Raw genomic sequence first — 14,836 nt, 5'->3', positions numbered from 1 at the left:
GCACTAGTCGTTAACGATTGGAAGACTTAACACGTGATTGTTGTTGTCTGCCCTGGACAGGGCTCGCAGACCCCCGGATTCTTAGAACCTTGGATTGCAGATCCTGGTTCACACGCACTCCTAGAGACTCTCTCCGCAGCTGCTGGTGTTGATTTGGTCAAGCACGGAACTGTGAGTGATGCAGACACTATTCGTGACACTGCTATCGCGCAGCCCCTGATTGTGGCCGCTGGAATCTTGACACTCGATGCGCTGGCAGAGACTGATCACCTATCCAAAACTGCAGGTATTGCTGGGCACTCTGTGGGCGAATTCACTGCAGCAGCGGGCGCTGGTGTGTTGGACGCAACCGATGCTGTTCGCCTTGTGGGTATTCGTGGTCGCGCTATGGCAGATGCAGCTGCAATCGTGCCGACAGGCATGAGCGCGGTTATCGGAGGTGAAGAAGCAGAGATTTTGGCCAAACTTGATGAGTTAGGGCTCTTCCCCGCTAATTACAACGGTGGTGGCCAACTCGTCGTTGCCGGAGAACTTGCTGCCCTTGCCAAGCTTGCCGAAGAACCACCTGCGGGTACTCGTGTTATTCCCCTTCAGGTTGCCGGTGCTTTCCACACCAGCTACATGCGTGATGCAGTGGAGACTTTGCGCGAAGCCGCAGAGACAGTGAACACTGCAGACCCCATCAAGACTCTCTGGACCAATAAAGATGGCTCCGTTGTGACCAAGGGCCAGGAATTCCGCGATCTTCTGGTTGGACAAGTTTCTTCCCCCGTTCGCTGGGATAAGTGCATGGAGAGCTTCGCAGCAGCAGGAGTCACCGGCATCATTGAACTTGCTCCCGCAGGAGCTTTGGTTGGTTTAGCAAAACGCGGCCTCAAGGGTGTTCCTACTGTTGCAGTGAAGACCCCTGAAGATCTCGTCGCAGCTCGCGAACTGATTGATTCCGTCGCCTCAGCGGCCTAGAGAAAGAAAGCACAATGGCTCACGTGAATCTCAAACAGTCCGAGGGTTCTAAGTACTCCCGCATCTATGCAATGGGTGCAGCACGTGGTGATATCACCGTCACCAACGATGACATTGCTGGACCTATTGAGTCCAGTGATGAATGGATTCGTCAGCGCACCGGCGTGATTACTCGCAAGCGAGCTTCCAAGAACATCACCGCAGCGGATCTCGCCACGGAGGCTGCGAAGGAAGCCATTGCAAAAGCAGGCATCACACCCGACCAGATTGATGTTGTACTGATTTCAACAATCAGCAACAGCGTGCAGACCCCCTCTATGGCGGCTCTGGTTGCCGATCGTGTTGGCGCTAACCCTGCAGCCGCCTATGACATTTCCGCAGCATGCGCTGGGTATACCTATGGAATCGCTCAGGCAGATTCCTTCGTACGTTCTGGCTTGGCAAAGTTTGTATTGGTCATTGGTGCTGAAAAGCTCAGTGAGATTATCGAGCCGACTGATCGCACCATTAGTTTCCTATTAGGTGACGGCGCTGGCGCAGCGGTTGTTGGTCCCAGCGATTTCCCTGGTATTTCTAAGAGCGTGTGGGGTTCTGATGGCTCCAAGTGGGACGCAGTCGGCATGAACCACACCTTGGCTGAATATCGTGACGGCCACGGTGAAGTTGCCTGGCCAACACTGCGTCAAGAAGGTCAAACAGTCTTCCGTTGGGCAGTGTGGGAAATGGCGAAGGTCGCTCAAAAGGCGCTTGAAGAGGCCGGGATTACGAGCGATCAGCTTGCAGCTTTTATCCCCCACCAAGCAAACATGCGCATCATTGACGAATTCGCCAAGCAGCTCAAACTGCCCGAATCCGTTGTCATTGCGAAGGACATCGAGACTACCGGAAATACCTCCGCGGCATCTATCCCCCTCGCAACCCACAGACTGCTCGAAGAACACCCCGAGCTCAGCGGTGGCCTTGCCCTAGAAATCGGCTTTGGTGCCGGACTTGTCTATGGCGCTCAGGTCGTCGTTCTTCCCTAGAAAAGCCTCAAATGGCCGGTAAACTAAACCAGTCAAACGAACCCCCAACAAGGAGATAACAATGGCACTGTCCACCGAAGAAGTACTTGCAGGTCTGGCTGAGCTCGTAAACGACGAAACCGGCATTGCAACCGACACGGTACAGCTGGACAAGTCTTTCACTGACGACCTCGACATTGACTCGATCTCGATGATGACCATCGTCGTGAACGCAGAAGAGAAGTTCGACGTAAAGATCCCCGACGAGGAAGTAAAGAACCTCAAGACCGTCGGCGACGCAGTTAACTTCATCGTTTCTGCATCCTAAGGATTACGTAAGCGAGGGTCGGTAACACAACGTTCCGACCCTCCTTACAATCCCCCAGCTTTCCCTCCATTCCCAGAAGAAAGTCACCACTCATGAGCAAGAAGAAGATTGTTGTCACCGGTATCGGTACCACTTCTCCTCTCGCAGGAAATGCCCCCGAGACATGGGCAGCACTTCTTGCTGGCAAGTCAGGCGCTCGTCCTCTTGAACAAGAGTGGGTTGAGAAGTGGGAAATCCCCATCAAGTTTGCTGCTCAGGCGGCGGTACCTGCTGAAGAGATCCTCGAGCGAGTTGAGACCAAGCGTCTTGACCCTTCCTCGCAGTTCGCTCTGATTGCTGGCCGCGAAGCATGGGCAGATGCTGGAAGTCCCGAGGTTGATCCTGGACGTCTGGCAGTGGACTGGTCCACCGGTATTGGTGGCGTGTGGACTCTGCTCGATGCATGGGACACCCTGCGTGAAAAGGGTCCCCGTCGCGTTCTTCCTATGACTGTTCCCATGCTCATGCCTAACGGCCCCGGAGCAGCTATTGGTATGGATCTCCACGCCCGTGCCGGTGTTCGCACTGTCGTCTCCGCCTGCGCATCCAGCACCGAGGCAATTGCGAACGCATATGAGCACCTTCAGGCAGGTCTGGCAGATGTCATCATTGCCGGCGGTTCTGAAGCTGCCATTCACCCACTTCCCATTGCCTCGTTTGCAGCCATGCAGGCACTTTCCAAACGCAACGAAGACCCTCAAGCAGCTTCTCGCCCCTATGACGTCAACCGCGATGGTTTCGTACTTGGTGAAGGTGCTGCTGCACTCGTGCTCGAAACCGAAGAGCACGCACTCGCTCGTGGCGCAAAGATTTATGCAGAGGTTGCCGGCGGCGCAGTAACCTCAGACGCCTATCACATCACTGCTCCAGACCCTGAGGGTTCTGCAGCAGCTCGCGCAATGCTCGAAGCCATTGAACAAGCTGGCGCAAAGATTGAAGACGTAGTCCACATCAATGCTCACGCGACGTCGACCCCTGTCGGCGACATTGCCGAATACAACGCTCTGCGTCGTGTTTTCGGAGACCACCTCGATAACATTGCCGTTTCTGCAACAAAAGCCTCCACAGGTCACCTTCTCGGTGGTGCTGGTGCTATTGAAGCGATGTTCACCGTTCTCGCTCTTCACAACCGTCTTGCTCCCCCGACCATCAACCTGGATGATCAGGATCCTGAAATCAAGCTTGATGTAGTGACAAGCCCTCGAGAACTACCTGCCGGTGACATTCTTGCCATCAGCAACTCATTCGGTTTCGGTGGTCACAACGCTGTAGTCGCATTCCGCAGCTACAACTAAGACTCAAAAGAAGTGAGCCCCTGCTTTCGCAGGGGCTCACTTCCGTATTAACGGCTATCCCACTTGATGGAGCCAACGCACCGGCGCCATGTCTGAGGCATAACGGAAGGTGTCTAGTTCTGCATCCCATTGCTCGCCAAGTGAGCGCGAGATTCCGGTGCGAAGCAGATCTGCATCATTACCGGCAAAATCCAACACGGCGCGGAGTCTATTTTCGGTAATCACCATGTTTCCAGCGGCATCAACGGGTGAATGGAATATTCCTAAGCTCGGGGTGTGGCACCATCTACCACCGTCAATACCGGGTGCTGCATCTTCAGTCACCTCAAAACGCAGTTGTTCCCAGCCCAACAGTTCTGAAGCGATTGCCGCAGCCGAACCCACTGGGCCCTGCCAGGCGTATTCTGAGCGCTGTGCGCCAGGGAGTAGGGGCTGAGAGCTCCACGAAAGCGTGATGCCTTTCCCCAGGACACGACTAATAGCCCACTCCACGTGTGGGCTTAACGCGCGAGGTGAGGAATGAATGTAAATCATTCCTGTCGACACTGCAGTCATCTCTTCATCCTTTTAATTGTGGTGCGTCTTCCCCTACGACCACATGGATGCGAGCTGTTTCTCGTGCGTATTTTGTTGTGGCTCTAGTGTGGCACAGCTAATTACCGTAAAACAACAGGGGTTTATCCCCTCACAGTAAGTTTTCAGGAAGGACTCTACTCAGTAGAGTGTTTTTTATGGCTGTCCGCGACGCACTCCTGGGTTTACTCACCCTAGGACCGGCGTATGGTCTTCAGCTTCATGCAGAACTAGGAACACGGGCACCCCACAGAGCCAAGACAAATGTTGGACAGGTCTATGGCACCCTCGATCGCCTCAGCACAGCAGGACTTGTTTCTCACCAGGGTCTCACCGATGATGGACTCCCCCTCTATGCATTGACCGATGCGGGACACAATGAAGCACAGCGTTGGCTCTCTGGGGATTCCTTCACAGCATTGCCCGAATGGGCAGATGTTCAAGATGTGGTGTTGATCAGCAGCAGCGTCGACACAGAGTCTTCACGCGCCCTGATACGCAAACTTGAAGTCTTTCTGAGCACTGAGCACGACGGCGCAGAATACTCACCTGCAGAATTACTGAGTGCGCAAGCACGCCTTCGCTACCGCGAAGCGGTCAGAACATGGCTGGAAGATGTGGTCAACGCGGCAATCTTGCCCCAAGCAGGCTATGCATTAGGTCGCCCTAAACGTGGACGCCCCTCAAAGGCTTAGTGAAGTAGTTCTCCAGCTTTGTTGAGAACGTTCTTCTCCCCTGCCTTAACAGCAAAGGGGAAACGGTTCTCTGCTGGCGGCATAGGGCAGTTGAAGTTGTAACTGAATGCACACGGTGGCAGATATGCGCGGTTGAAGTCGAGTGTGATGGTGCCATCTGGGTTGGGAGCAACCATCAAGAAACGGCCCACGCTATAGGTCACAGGACCGGACGTAGCATCCGAGAACACAATCATGAGAGCACGACCTTCTTTGAAGGCAGAAGGGGCATACTCCACACCGTCTATGGTGAATCGAATATCGCCAGGAATTACCTTGTCTCGGCCTGCGCCTTGATCCTTGAGGTGAGAAACCTCAACGGCACGACCGCCCTCAATAGGCGTGAATGTTCCAGTAATTACCCAGTCTGGGTTGTAGTCAAATGCATCAATCTTGCCGAAGTTCTGAAGATCATCCGAGTTGGTGTCCCACACCCGAAGTGCATACTTGCCGTCTTCACCCTTAATGATGGTTCCGCTCTTGGTTTCATCGAAGACAATGGTGGATGCAGATTCTGAATCCTTACCCGTGACAACAGCGCTTCCATCAACAACAACACCATCAACAGTGATGTTTTCTGCTGCAGTAGCCGTGAGCAAAATGCCCTTCTCGCCCTCAGGAAGAGCAGACCACAAGCCGTTGACTCCCCACACGCTTTCTGTCTCTCCAGGGGCGCCATAGAACCACTGAGTGTTGACCAGAGCGAGTGACCCCTGAGGGAGGAGGGCCATCTCATGACGGCGACTGCGGTAGTAGGCGTACGCCTCTTCAGGGGTCTGAGGGGCAGCTGCAGCAGGAGTTGAAGTGGTCACGGATTCAGATTAGTTTGAGGGCCTTCAGCAGCGTTCTCGCCACTCCAGGTAATGCTCCATAATTCTGACTATTCAAATGGGAAGGATAATTTCCAGTGATGTTTTCGACCATCGCAAGTACTACCTAGGCTCGAAAAGATGGTTTCTGAAACAACACAGCCGACAAACGAGAAATCGGCATGTTCACAAAATGCTTCCCTTGCAGGTATTCGTGTTGCCGCCCCCGAAGAAATCAAGCAACATCTCAAAAACAATGCGCTCTGATTTTTTTCGTATTAATATTTTAAGCTTCTTATCAATCCACTCAAAACCGTCACGCTTTGTGAGATGTACATTCATCACTTTTTAAGAATGCAAAACAAGGCAAAAGATTCACTCCGATACAACATAAAAAGGGCAAATCTACTGCTAAAACTGGTCAAGCTACCGAAGCTACATCTGACAGCGGCAGTTTCACAGTGAGCTTCACACCCCGCGAAAAGTTTTCAAGTTTGTAACTCAATGAAACGCTCTTGAGGAAGACAGACCCTAGGCCAGCCACAACATCGGAATCAACAATCTTGTTTCCGTTGTTTGTCAAAGCAACCTGCAAAATATCAACTTCCGGCATAGTCAAAATGGCAGTCGTTTCTGTGGCTTTTCCGTGTTTGAGTGAATTGTTTTGAAACTCGCTCAAAATGTCTTCCAAGACACCTCTTGTCACAGCATCTCGGGCAAGAATATCGAGAGTTTCTTGAGTGGCCGAATACTGCATTGTGATGAGACCTCCCCAATTCTCATTGAGGCGAGAAATTGCATCTTCGAGGGTTTTACTCACTGTTTCAGCTGTAGAAAAGTTCATTCCTCGCGAAATTAACTTTCTGACTTCGCCGAGTACTTCTTCTGATGTGTTACCTGAGTCAGATGCTGCCTTAAGTTTCAAAGCTGCTGCTAAGAGCGTTGCTTGGACATCGTTATGGAGGGTCAATGCCAGGTTCTTTTGATCAACCCACAATTCGGCTTGTAAACGAACTCCCAACCAATACAGCTGTTCGTTCACCTCAGTTATATCATCGAGCATGCGCTGGCGGGACAATCGCATGCCCGAGGAAGCAGCAAGCAACCATGACAAAATCAAAACGATGGCATAGCCATAGAAGAAGTTGGTCAGCCGGTCAGAAGACTTGTCCATCACTGCCGGCATCAGTGTGACGGCAAAGAAGATGGAGGGAAGTAAGTAAACAGAGGACATCAGGACTACGCGCCATCCAAACGCAATATTTCTTACAACCTGGGTGAGATATCTCTTGGCAAGCGAGACGACGACGAACATAAATACCAATGAAATTGCCCAGTTCACGAAGTCCATAATGTTGGTGAAGTAAGAGGTAAGTGGAATCGTCATCATCAAACCAATAAAAATGAGTTGATATGGCCGAAACGGCTCCGCAATAGTTGTATCAATGAGGATTTGTTTCACAGGTACTCGAGGGGCACTTACCTTGAGCTCACTTTGCTTGACAATCACAGGGATATCAAAGAGTTCATGGCTGAGTGGACGAACTACCTCTTCAGCCACTCTGAAAAGTTCGTTGGATATTTCAGTAGTGCGTGGTGACGGAGTTTCTGTTTTGCGAAGAGAAGAATGCAGGGCAGCAGTTAATTGATCGCGAATACCCTGAATGAGCTGATTACGCGTGCTGATGAGAGTATTTTCAGAGTCTTGCAACGATGCGCTAAGTCGAAGACGCTGTTCAAAGAGTCGACGATACGCACTGCGGTAATACTGTGAGTCGTTGACCACCACGGACAAAATTGAGAAGAAAATAATTCCTGTCATGGCTCCAGCGCTAATCCTAAAAAGCCATAATGCTTCTGATTTGAGCCCACTCAGCAAAGCGAATTCGTGCACAAGCACTGTTCTCAGGACTTCTGTCGAAGCGAAAAGGAACAAGATCAACACCGTGCGCAAGCCGCCTACTCGGGAAGCAATTTTGTTGATGATCAAACCTAGAGCAGTGAAATATGCCCACGAACTAAATAATGCGAAAAACAGAATGCGCAACTGAATGAGGCGAACTTCAGGGGATTGCGTGAGCCCAGCAGGTGCTGCATTCAGCGAAAGAAACAACAATATGGGAAGACCGACGGTTTGTGCCGTGGCTTTAGGCCCAGCAAAACGGCGCCAGCCAAGATTCGGCTCCTGTTCAAAACCGATGTCCACCAATTGCGAACTAGTCACCGTTTACACGGTTAAAGGTCGAGGGTCGGGTTGTGTCCTGTAAGAATTCCAGGACTGCAGCTACACGGGCGTTCTTCCCCTCAGGAATGCCAAGTGCATCGTAAATAGCAATGAGGTGGTTACCAACTGAATTCACTGCAATACCCAAATCGTTTGCAATCGTTTGATTGTTGTCTCCCCGAGCAACCGAACGTAGAACTTCAAACTGTCGGTTTGTCAAAGATCCAATACCGGTACCGGGACGAGCTTGAGCACGGTTGATCAACGTGGGATCGATAATGGTCTCGCCTTGAGCTGTGGCACGAATAGCACCAGCCAGAGCCTCAATTGACTTAGTGGCGGCCTTAGTGAGATAGCTCCACCCTGCACGCACGTCTTGTGGAAGTCCCAAAATTAGTTCGAGCATGTCTCGATCTGACAGCAAGACAATTCCGAGCTTCTCGTTGCGGCGACGCATCGTGACCCCAAGACCGACGCCGTTGCCATCTGGAAGTTCGATATCCAAAATGACTACGTCGAGATTTTCAGGCTCAAACCACTTCTTGGCTTCCGTGACATTATCTGCAGTTGCCACAATGTCAATATCGGAAACCTGCGCCAAGGCATTACTCATTAACTCGAGGAAGAGAGAGTGGTCTTCCACGATTCCGATGCGCAATGGCTTTTTTGAGTTCACGTTCTCATTATCAATTAGGCACTGAGGTGAAAATCCCTGTTTTTAGGTTTCTTGAAGCAAGAATTTTCAATGACAGGGATATACCCCCTAACAATGTTAGCCCTATAAATAAGCTGATGTAGGGGTGTCTGAGTGAACTTTAGGTCTATTTTTGACGCAAAAGATGAAGAGTGACCTCTACCCCAATTGCATCCCACGCCGCTGGGTCACATTGCCCGGGATCTATCTCATAGACCAGTCGACCGTTGACCATTCCGGTGTACCACACGGCAAATGCCATCGTGTCTAGTTCAGGCCTGACCCACCCCTGTTGCTGCGCAAAAGCGATCGCACCTGACAAGACTTTATGAGCTTCTCCCTGTGCTTGAGCCACAGCAACCTTGAGCCGTGGTCTCGACATCGCACTGCCCAAAACATTTGCGCGAACAGCACGCACCTCTTCACGCTCAGGTTTTACGATTGCTGCAAAAACCTGCCGGATGGCGCATTGAAATTCGTCAACACTTGCACACGAGCGAACATGGGAGGCAAAAGCGTGGGTGAGTTCTAGCAATCCACGAGAATAACGCTGAGCTTGAGCTTCTTCAATCAACCCATCACGACTTCCAAAGTAGTGATAAACAGAGGGCTCTTTTACCCCGGCACGAGCCGCAATGTCCCGAACGCGAACACCTTTCACGCCGTGAAGATCGATGACTTCAATCGTTGCGGAAAGTAAATTCTCACGCGTGTTCTGTATTTCAGCCATTGAATCATGTTAGCGAGCGCTTCAAAATACCCATCAATTTCATCGCTTCTGAAAGGTTTTCACTAAAAAACAGTACCCATTCAGTGGTGATTATCACCATATGATGCGTTAACTATGTGAAAGTAGGGCGGACGGGACTTGAACCCGTGACCGACGGATTATGAGTCCGCTGCTCTAACCAGCTGAGCTACCGCCCCTTGAGGTGTTACGAGTAAAAGTTTAGTCGTCTGTGAGCTCTGGGTCGGGGTCGACAACCTCTTGACCGCGATAGAGCGCTTCAAACGTGTCTAGAGTTCGAGTGATGTCGTGACCACGAATGAACTTCAACGAGTTGTGCTTCATGCGAAGGAGCTCTTCTTTGTCCGCAGTGAGAACCTTGACTAACTTGTCACGCAGGTCATCGACATCGTTAGGTTCGAACAGGTAACCGTTCTCGCCATCATGGATCAGGTGAGGCAAAGCCATTGCATTAGCGCCGACAATCGGCAATGCAGTCGCCATGGCTTCCATCGTTGCGATGGACTGAAGTTCAGCAATAGAGGGCATTGCGAAAACTTTCGCACGGGTGAGGGCTGCTTTGAGCTCATCATCCGAGACATATCCAGTGAAAAAGACTTTGTCTTTGAGGCCCAACTGCGCAACCTGTTGTTTCATGTGCTGGAGCTGATCTCCGCCACCAACAAACTCAAGTGAAGCATTCAGTTCTGGAGGAAGCTTCCGGAAAGCCTTAAGCAGTACATCAAGCTTCTTTTCACCCGTGATTCGACCAACGAAAACAATCCTGTTTTCAACGTCAGTGTCGAAGTTGGGGGTGTAGTGATGGGCATTAATGCCACAAGAAATGGCGTGAACATCGGTGAGGTGGGTGTATTCCTCAAGGAAGTTAGCTGCGCGACGCGTCGGTGTAGTGACAGCTTCTGCACGACCGAATGTTCGCGCAGCGGCCTTCCACACTAAACGAATAACACTCTTCTGGGTGGGACCAGGAAGAAGGGTGAACTGCATCATGTTTTCAGGCATGAAGTGGTTGGTTCCAATGATGCGGATACCGCGAAGTTGGGCTTCCTTCGTCAGTCCCCCACCAACGATGAGGTGGGATTGGAAGTGAACAACATCTGGTTTGAAACTGTCGAGAATACGTGCACTGTTGTGACGCACGCGCCAGGGCAACATGTAGCGAAGCCAGTCGTGTGGATACCATCGCCAACTCTTGACGCGATACATCGTCATGGGTTGACCCTCGTGGGTTTCCACCCAGGTTCCAGACTTACGGCCAGCTGCAGGAGCCATGACACGCACATCGTGTCCACGCTCAACCAGGCCAGCTGCTAGACGTTCCGCAAACTTCGCAGCTCCGTTAACGTTTGGACCGAAGGTGTCACACCCAATCAGGATGCGTAATGGTTTCGGCATAGTGCCTTTAGTTTACGGACTTAGCCTTCTTAATGGCCTCTTTGGCCCCGTGTGCCGCAGCATTCACCTTTTCCTTTGATACGGCTTTTGCGCCCTGAAATCCTGCTTTTGCCTCCGCACTTGCTTCTGCAAGTGGCTCGTGAGCATCTGGGTGATATTTCGCCAACAGGAAGACACCGATGACCGCGAGAACTCCAGCAACCACATAGGCAACAATTGCCCACGGTGGAGCTTGTGAGGCCTCGTCCAGGATCACGATACCGATGGTCACAGCAACGATGGGGTCAATCACAGTCAGGCCGGCAATGACCAGATCTGGCGGTCCCGAAGAGTACGCGTTCTGAACAAATAGAGCACCGAGAATTGTTGCAGCTAGCAAGGCAGCCAAACATGCCCAGGTCAGCCAGTCAGTTGCACCATGCGTAATGCTGGTGATGACGACCTTGGCCAATGTCGCAACGAAGCCGTAGAGCACACCCGCGCCCACGATGTAATACAGGGCGGAGAGATGCTTGCGGAAGATGAGATACAGCGCACCAAAGATGGCAAGCACAATCAGCAAGATGATCAGGATCTCAGCCAAGTCAGCAGAGGTCATTGGTGCGTTCACTGCAGTGAAGGCAGCAATCGAGACAAAAATACCGATACCACCAACAGAGAGGGTGATGGCAAGGATTGATTCCTTATTGAGCTTGGTTTTGCTGACCCGAGAGTTCAAAATCGCTGTCATCACCAGTGCCACAGCACCGATGGGTTGAACCACAATCAGTGGTGAAAATCCCAGCGAAATCAGCTGGAACAAGATAGCTCCACCAAGGAGCAACGTTCCCGTCAGCCACGATGGCCTGCGAAACAGCGCAATGATCTGCTTGATGTTGAGGGAAGAAGTTCCCTTGTCCCCTTCACTGCCTACCTTGCCGACACCACGGTGTTGAAGTTGCGCACCGATAGACATCAGGACTGCACCAACCAAAGCGAACGGAATACCGATCAGCTGGGAAGGTTCGAAGTGGACCTGAGTAATATCAGGCAAGTCGCCAAGCATACCTAGAACGCTACCCTGCCCAGCTGCTAATAGGCTTGAGGCATGACCGTGCGCCCCATTGTTATCTCAGGTGAACCTGTACTCCACGAACCAGCTGCTGCAGTAACGAAATTCGATGCAGAACTCAAAGAACTCGTCCAAGACATGTTTGACACCATGGATGAAGCACCTGGCGTGGGTCTTGCAGCGCCCCAAATTGGTGTAGGCCTTCAAGTTTTTGTCTACGACTACCCTGAGGATGATGGCACACCCCGTCGCGGTGTGGCCATTAATCCACAGTTGTTTATCTCCCCTATTGAAATTCGCGACACAACTGATGCAGATGACGAGGGTTGTCTTTCTTTCCCCGGTGAACGCTTTCCTTTGGTCCGTGCTGAAAAAGCAATACTTCGGGCAGTGGACTTAGAAGGTAAACCTTTTGAAATTGAATGCGACGGCTGGTTTGCTCGCATCTTCCAGCACGAATTCGACCACCTGCTCGGCTACCTCTACACCGACCGTTTGGAATATGAATTCAACAAGCAGGCGTCAAAGATCGAGCGTAAGCGTGGCTGGGGTAAGCCCGGCAAGAGTTGGATGCCCGGAGTAGATAACCTCGAGGACTAGGCCATCCATCCAAGGTTTCTCAATACAACAGCAACGATTCCTGCCACCGCGACAACAACGATAAATGGCACGCGGAACGAGAAAAGAATCGCTGCCAAAATAACTGCAGGTATGCGGGCATCCACTGAAATTGCCTGCCCAGATCCGAGCGCCTGAACAGCAACCAGTGCTGCAAGCATGGCAACCGTCAACAGGTTTGTCACGCGAGTGAACGTCGGTTTTTCCAACATGCTCTGCGGAATGAGATATCCGGTGTATTTCACAACGAATGAGAGTACCGAGGCAATAATCACGGTTAACCAGAGGGTCATGATGTCGCCCCCTCTTCATGGTTGTGGCCAGGGTGGAATCCCGGAGTGTCCAGTGGCTCATCCGCATCGTCGGGTTGAACTTCTAGCAAACCATCAGCCTGTGCCACGGGTTCGCGGTGTAACCAGTTGGTCAATCCAAAGACGAGTGCCACAACCGCTGCTGCGAGAACGGGAACACCCGGTGGCGTAAATGGAATCAAGAGTGTTGCCAAAACTGCAGCAACCATAGCCACAGCAGCAGCTTGCAATTGCTTCAGACGAGGCCATAGCAATCCAACAAACGCTGCTGCTGCGACTGCATCTAACCCAAACTGATTAACATCACCAACAAGATTGCCCAGTAAGGCTCCGGCAAAGGTTGCGAGATTCCAGCCGATATAGATCGCAATACCTGTGGTCCAGAAGCCAACCTTTTGTGCGCTTTTCTCATCCTGCGCTATAGCAACCGCTGTGGACTCATCAATCGTGAGCTGAGCTGCAACAAGTCGACGCCACCACGGCCCCTCCCCCACAATGGGCGCTACACGCATGGAATAAATCCCATTACGCAAAGCCAGGAAAGTACTAGATGCAATTGCTGGAATTCCTGCCGAAGCGCCACCGGAGGCAATGATGCCGATCACAGCAAACTGGGATCCGCCAGAAAAAAGAACCAAGCTCAGGAAACAGGTTTGCCACACATCAAGCCCAGCAGCAACGCTGAGAGCACCAAAAGAAACGCCATAGGCGGCCACGGCAATCCCAACAGAGATACCGGTTCTCAGGGCGCGCTTATCAGCGGCAGATAAAGCCACGGCGCCTCCTTCTCAGAACACTCCAACGCTACCTACTGCACAGAGCAAAGTAAAAAGCCCCTGGTCGTGGAGGACCAGGGGCTTAGCTCCCCGACATGGACTCGAACCATGAACCTACGCATTAACAGTGCGTTGCTCTGCCAATTGAGCTATCGGGGATTGCTTTTCAGGCGTATTTATATTACCCCAAATACTCAGGAGCAAAAACCGCGAGCACTCTCATCGGGTTAGTAACCAGCCTCGGTGTCAACAACACCGGTGAACTGCTCTCCAGCGACAAAGGCGGCAACGTTCCGAGAGATGCGCTCTGCAAGCAACGGGGCCGTCATTTCAGGCGTATCTGCCATATGCGGAGTGATTAACACATTCTTTGCACTCCAGAGTGGGTGACCGTCAGGCAACGGCTCTGGTTGGGTCACATCCATTGCTGCGCCATAAATCTTTTCTGAGTTGAGGGCTTCCACCAGTGCATCTGGATCAACTAATGGCCCGCGAGCAATGTTCACTAAAACAGCTGTGGGCTTCATCAGGACAAGTTCTTCAGCGCCAATGAGGTGGGTTGTTTCCTCTGTAAGTGCTGCCGCAATCACGACAACATCTGCTTTAGGCAGTACTTTGTGCAGGCGTTCAGTAGTGACGGTGCTGTCTGCCCCTGGAACCTGACCTGCCGAACGCCTAACCACAGTGATTGTGGTGTCAAAGGGTTCAAGCTGCCTGATGAGTTCACGCGCAATTCCACCCGCGCCAATAATCACAACATTCTTGTGAAAAAGAGAAATACCCTTGGGAACTGCATCCCAACTCGTGGCACGAATGCGACGAGGAAACAATCTCAGCAGTGCAAAGATCATGCCGAAAGCATGTTCTGCCACCGGCTGAGCATAAGAACCCTTTGCGCTGGTAAAGACCAGACCAGGACGAGAGTGTTCACTCAGAACTTGCGCATAGGCATCAACACCTGCCCAAGGAAGCTGCACCCAGGTTAGTTGTGGATTTGCAGCGAGAACTTCTGCCAAGTCAGCTGCTTTTGTGTACGAGAGCCACACCAATCCACGGGTGTGTGGACCAAGTGGTTGCAGATCACCGCCAGCAGCCACAACAGCATCAAGAAATACGCGACTTCCACCAATAGTTTGGTCGTCATGGTTTTCCGGCAAAACTGCAATTGGTCCAGCTTCAACACGAGGGGCAGAGGCGGAGGCGATTTCATCTCCCACAACCGCAATATGAACTGGAACCTCACACACGCAGTCTTTGTCGCGTATTTTCATGAC

At 51.7% G+C, this 14,836-nt stretch carries 17 protein-coding genes and 2 tRNA genes; 7 read left to right on the top strand and 12 right to left on the bottom strand.

Going from position 1 to position 14,836, the window contains the following annotated elements; genetic code table 11:
- The first annotated feature begins 33 nt into the window (after positions 1 to 33).
- From M2120_RS01190 to M2120_RS01175, 4 genes are all read left to right on the top strand, one after another.
- The gene (locus tag M2120_RS01190) at positions 34 to 963 is read left to right on the top strand and encodes an ACP S-malonyltransferase (RefSeq protein ID WP_280796907.1); all 930 of its coding nucleotides are present in this window, start codon (positions 34 to 36) and stop codon (positions 961 to 963) included.
- Positions 964 to 977: 14 nt separating this feature from the next.
- Positions 978 to 1,988 (top strand): beta-ketoacyl-ACP synthase III, encoded by a 1,011-nt coding sequence (locus M2120_RS01185; protein WP_280796906.1) that lies wholly within the window; start codon positions 978 to 980, stop codon positions 1,986 to 1,988.
- Positions 1,989 to 2,049: 61 nt separating this feature from the next.
- A complete protein-coding gene (locus tag M2120_RS01180; RefSeq protein WP_110233182.1) occupies positions 2,050 to 2,295 on the top strand; it encodes an acyl carrier protein in 246 nt (81 codons plus the stop codon).
- Between the two features lie 92 nt (positions 2,296 to 2,387).
- Positions 2,388 to 3,629 (top strand): beta-ketoacyl-[acyl-carrier-protein] synthase family protein, encoded by a 1,242-nt coding sequence (locus M2120_RS01175; protein WP_280796905.1) that lies wholly within the window; start codon positions 2,388 to 2,390, stop codon positions 3,627 to 3,629.
- 54 nt (positions 3,630 to 3,683) lie between these two features.
- Here M2120_RS01175 and M2120_RS01170 read toward each other — a convergent pair whose 3' ends face one another.
- Positions 3,684 to 4,184, bottom strand: a complete 501-nt coding sequence (locus M2120_RS01170) for a DUF3145 domain-containing protein (protein ID WP_280796904.1) — start codon at positions 4,182 to 4,184, stop codon at positions 3,684 to 3,686.
- 176 nt (positions 4,185 to 4,360) lie between these two features.
- Here M2120_RS01170 and M2120_RS01165 point away from each other — a divergent pair, with 176 nt between their 5' ends.
- On the top strand, positions 4,361 to 4,897 hold the full coding sequence (locus tag M2120_RS01165) for a PadR family transcriptional regulator (protein WP_280796903.1): 537 nt from the start codon (positions 4,361 to 4,363) through the stop codon (positions 4,895 to 4,897).
- Here the strand turns inward: M2120_RS01165 and M2120_RS01160 are convergent.
- Positions 4,894 to 5,748, bottom strand: a complete 855-nt coding sequence (locus M2120_RS01160; RefSeq protein WP_280796902.1) for a DUF1684 domain-containing protein — start codon at positions 5,746 to 5,748, stop codon at positions 4,894 to 4,896. The genes M2120_RS01165 and M2120_RS01160 overlap by 4 nt on opposite strands.
- 138 nt (positions 5,749 to 5,886) lie before the next feature.
- On the opposite strand from M2120_RS01160, the gene M2120_RS01155 reads away from it, so the two are divergent.
- The gene (locus M2120_RS01155) at positions 5,887 to 6,012 is read left to right on the top strand and encodes a hypothetical protein (protein WP_280796901.1); all 126 of its coding nucleotides are present in this window, start codon (positions 5,887 to 5,889) and stop codon (positions 6,010 to 6,012) included.
- Between the two features lie 154 nt (positions 6,013 to 6,166).
- Here M2120_RS01155 and M2120_RS01150 read toward each other — a convergent pair whose 3' ends face one another.
- From M2120_RS01150 to M2120_RS01125, 6 genes are all read right to left on the bottom strand, one after another.
- Complete coding sequence (locus M2120_RS01150) at positions 6,167 to 7,969, bottom strand: hypothetical protein (protein WP_280796900.1); 1,803 nt, start codon at positions 7,967 to 7,969, stop codon at positions 6,167 to 6,169.
- Positions 7,962 to 8,645 (bottom strand): response regulator transcription factor, encoded by a 684-nt coding sequence (locus M2120_RS01145; RefSeq protein ID WP_280796899.1) that lies wholly within the window; start codon positions 8,643 to 8,645, stop codon positions 7,962 to 7,964. The genes M2120_RS01150 and M2120_RS01145 overlap by 8 nt, the downstream gene beginning before the upstream one ends.
- A 145-nt stretch (positions 8,646 to 8,790) precedes the next feature.
- Positions 8,791 to 9,393 carry a TetR/AcrR family transcriptional regulator gene (locus M2120_RS01140; protein ID WP_280796898.1) on the bottom strand — a complete coding sequence of 201 codons (603 nt, stop codon included), beginning with the start codon at positions 9,391 to 9,393 and terminating at the stop codon, positions 8,791 to 8,793.
- Between the two features lie 123 nt (positions 9,394 to 9,516).
- A tRNA-Ile gene (locus tag M2120_RS01135) sits at positions 9,517 to 9,590 on the bottom strand.
- A gap of 22 nt (positions 9,591 to 9,612) precedes the next feature.
- A complete protein-coding gene (locus M2120_RS01130) occupies positions 9,613 to 10,806 on the bottom strand; it encodes a glycosyltransferase (protein WP_280796897.1) in 1,194 nt (397 codons plus the stop codon).
- Positions 10,807 to 10,813: 7 nt separating this feature from the next.
- Positions 10,814 to 11,851 (bottom strand): DMT family transporter, encoded by a 1,038-nt coding sequence (locus tag M2120_RS01125; RefSeq protein ID WP_280796896.1) that lies wholly within the window; start codon positions 11,849 to 11,851, stop codon positions 10,814 to 10,816.
- 42 nt (positions 11,852 to 11,893) lie between these two features.
- Here M2120_RS01125 and def point away from each other — a divergent pair, with 42 nt between their 5' ends.
- Positions 11,894 to 12,457, top strand: coding sequence for a peptide deformylase (gene def, locus M2120_RS01120; protein ID WP_280796895.1), 564 nt, complete (start codon positions 11,894 to 11,896; stop codon positions 12,455 to 12,457).
- Here the strand turns inward: def and M2120_RS01115 are convergent.
- The 4 genes from M2120_RS01115 to M2120_RS01100 form a co-directional block, all read right to left on the bottom strand.
- Complete coding sequence (locus M2120_RS01115; RefSeq protein ID WP_280796894.1) at positions 12,454 to 12,768, bottom strand: AzlD domain-containing protein; 315 nt, start codon at positions 12,766 to 12,768, stop codon at positions 12,454 to 12,456. The genes def and M2120_RS01115 overlap by 4 nt on opposite strands.
- Positions 12,765 to 13,562 (bottom strand): AzlC family ABC transporter permease, encoded by a 798-nt coding sequence (locus tag M2120_RS01110; protein WP_280796893.1) that lies wholly within the window; start codon positions 13,560 to 13,562, stop codon positions 12,765 to 12,767. Before M2120_RS01110 ends, M2120_RS01115 begins: the two co-directional genes overlap by 4 nt.
- An 86-nt stretch (positions 13,563 to 13,648) precedes the next feature.
- Positions 13,649 to 13,721, bottom strand: a tRNA-Asn gene (locus tag M2120_RS01105).
- A 68-nt stretch (positions 13,722 to 13,789) separates the two neighbouring features.
- Complete coding sequence (locus M2120_RS01100; RefSeq protein ID WP_280796892.1) at positions 13,790 to 14,833, bottom strand: D-isomer specific 2-hydroxyacid dehydrogenase family protein; 1,044 nt, start codon at positions 14,831 to 14,833, stop codon at positions 13,790 to 13,792.
- Positions 14,834 to 14,836: the final 3 nt, after the last annotated feature.

This window comes from Aurantimicrobium minutum (assembly GCF_029893825.1).
In the GTDB taxonomy this organism is placed as follows: Bacteria; Actinomycetota; Actinomycetes; order Actinomycetales; family Microbacteriaceae; genus Aurantimicrobium; species Aurantimicrobium minutum_C.
Note: the sequence above shows the minus strand (reverse complement) of the source record. Positions and strands in the feature narration are given on the sequence as shown.

Bases quoted from the DNA above. Each gene is read 5' to 3' on its own strand.
- M2120_RS01185 (WP_280796906.1), top strand. From the start codon at position 978: ATGGCTCACGTGAATCTCAAACAGTCCGAGGGTTCTAAGTACTCCCGC.
- M2120_RS01180 (WP_110233182.1), top strand. From the start codon at position 2,050: ATGGCACTGTCCACCGAAGAAGTACTTGCAGGTCTGGCTGAGCTCGTA.
- M2120_RS01175 (WP_280796905.1), top strand. From the start codon at position 2,388: ATGAGCAAGAAGAAGATTGTTGTCACCGGTATCGGTACCACTTCTCCT.
- M2120_RS01170 (WP_280796904.1), bottom strand. From the start codon at position 4,184: ATGACTGCAGTGTCGACAGGAATGATTTACATTCATTCCTCACCTCGC.
- M2120_RS01165 (WP_280796903.1), top strand. From the start codon at position 4,361: ATGGCTGTCCGCGACGCACTCCTGGGTTTACTCACCCTAGGACCGGCG.
- M2120_RS01155 (WP_280796901.1), top strand. From the start codon at position 5,887: ATGGTTTCTGAAACAACACAGCCGACAAACGAGAAATCGGCATGTTCA.
- M2120_RS01140 (WP_280796898.1), bottom strand. From the start codon at position 9,393: ATGGCTGAAATACAGAACACGCGTGAGAATTTACTTTCCGCAACGATT.
- M2120_RS01130 (WP_280796897.1), bottom strand. From the start codon at position 10,806: ATGCCGAAACCATTACGCATCCTGATTGGGTGTGACACCTTCGGTCCA.
- M2120_RS01125 (WP_280796896.1), bottom strand. From the start codon at position 11,851: ATGCTTGGCGACTTGCCTGATATTACTCAGGTCCACTTCGAACCTTCC.
- def (WP_280796895.1), top strand. From the start codon at position 11,894: ATGACCGTGCGCCCCATTGTTATCTCAGGTGAACCTGTACTCCACGAA.
- M2120_RS01115 (WP_280796894.1), bottom strand. From the start codon at position 12,768: ATGACCCTCTGGTTAACCGTGATTATTGCCTCGGTACTCTCATTCGTT.
- M2120_RS01100 (WP_280796892.1), bottom strand. From the start codon at position 14,833: ATGAAAATACGCGACAAAGACTGCGTGTGTGAGGTTCCAGTTCATATT.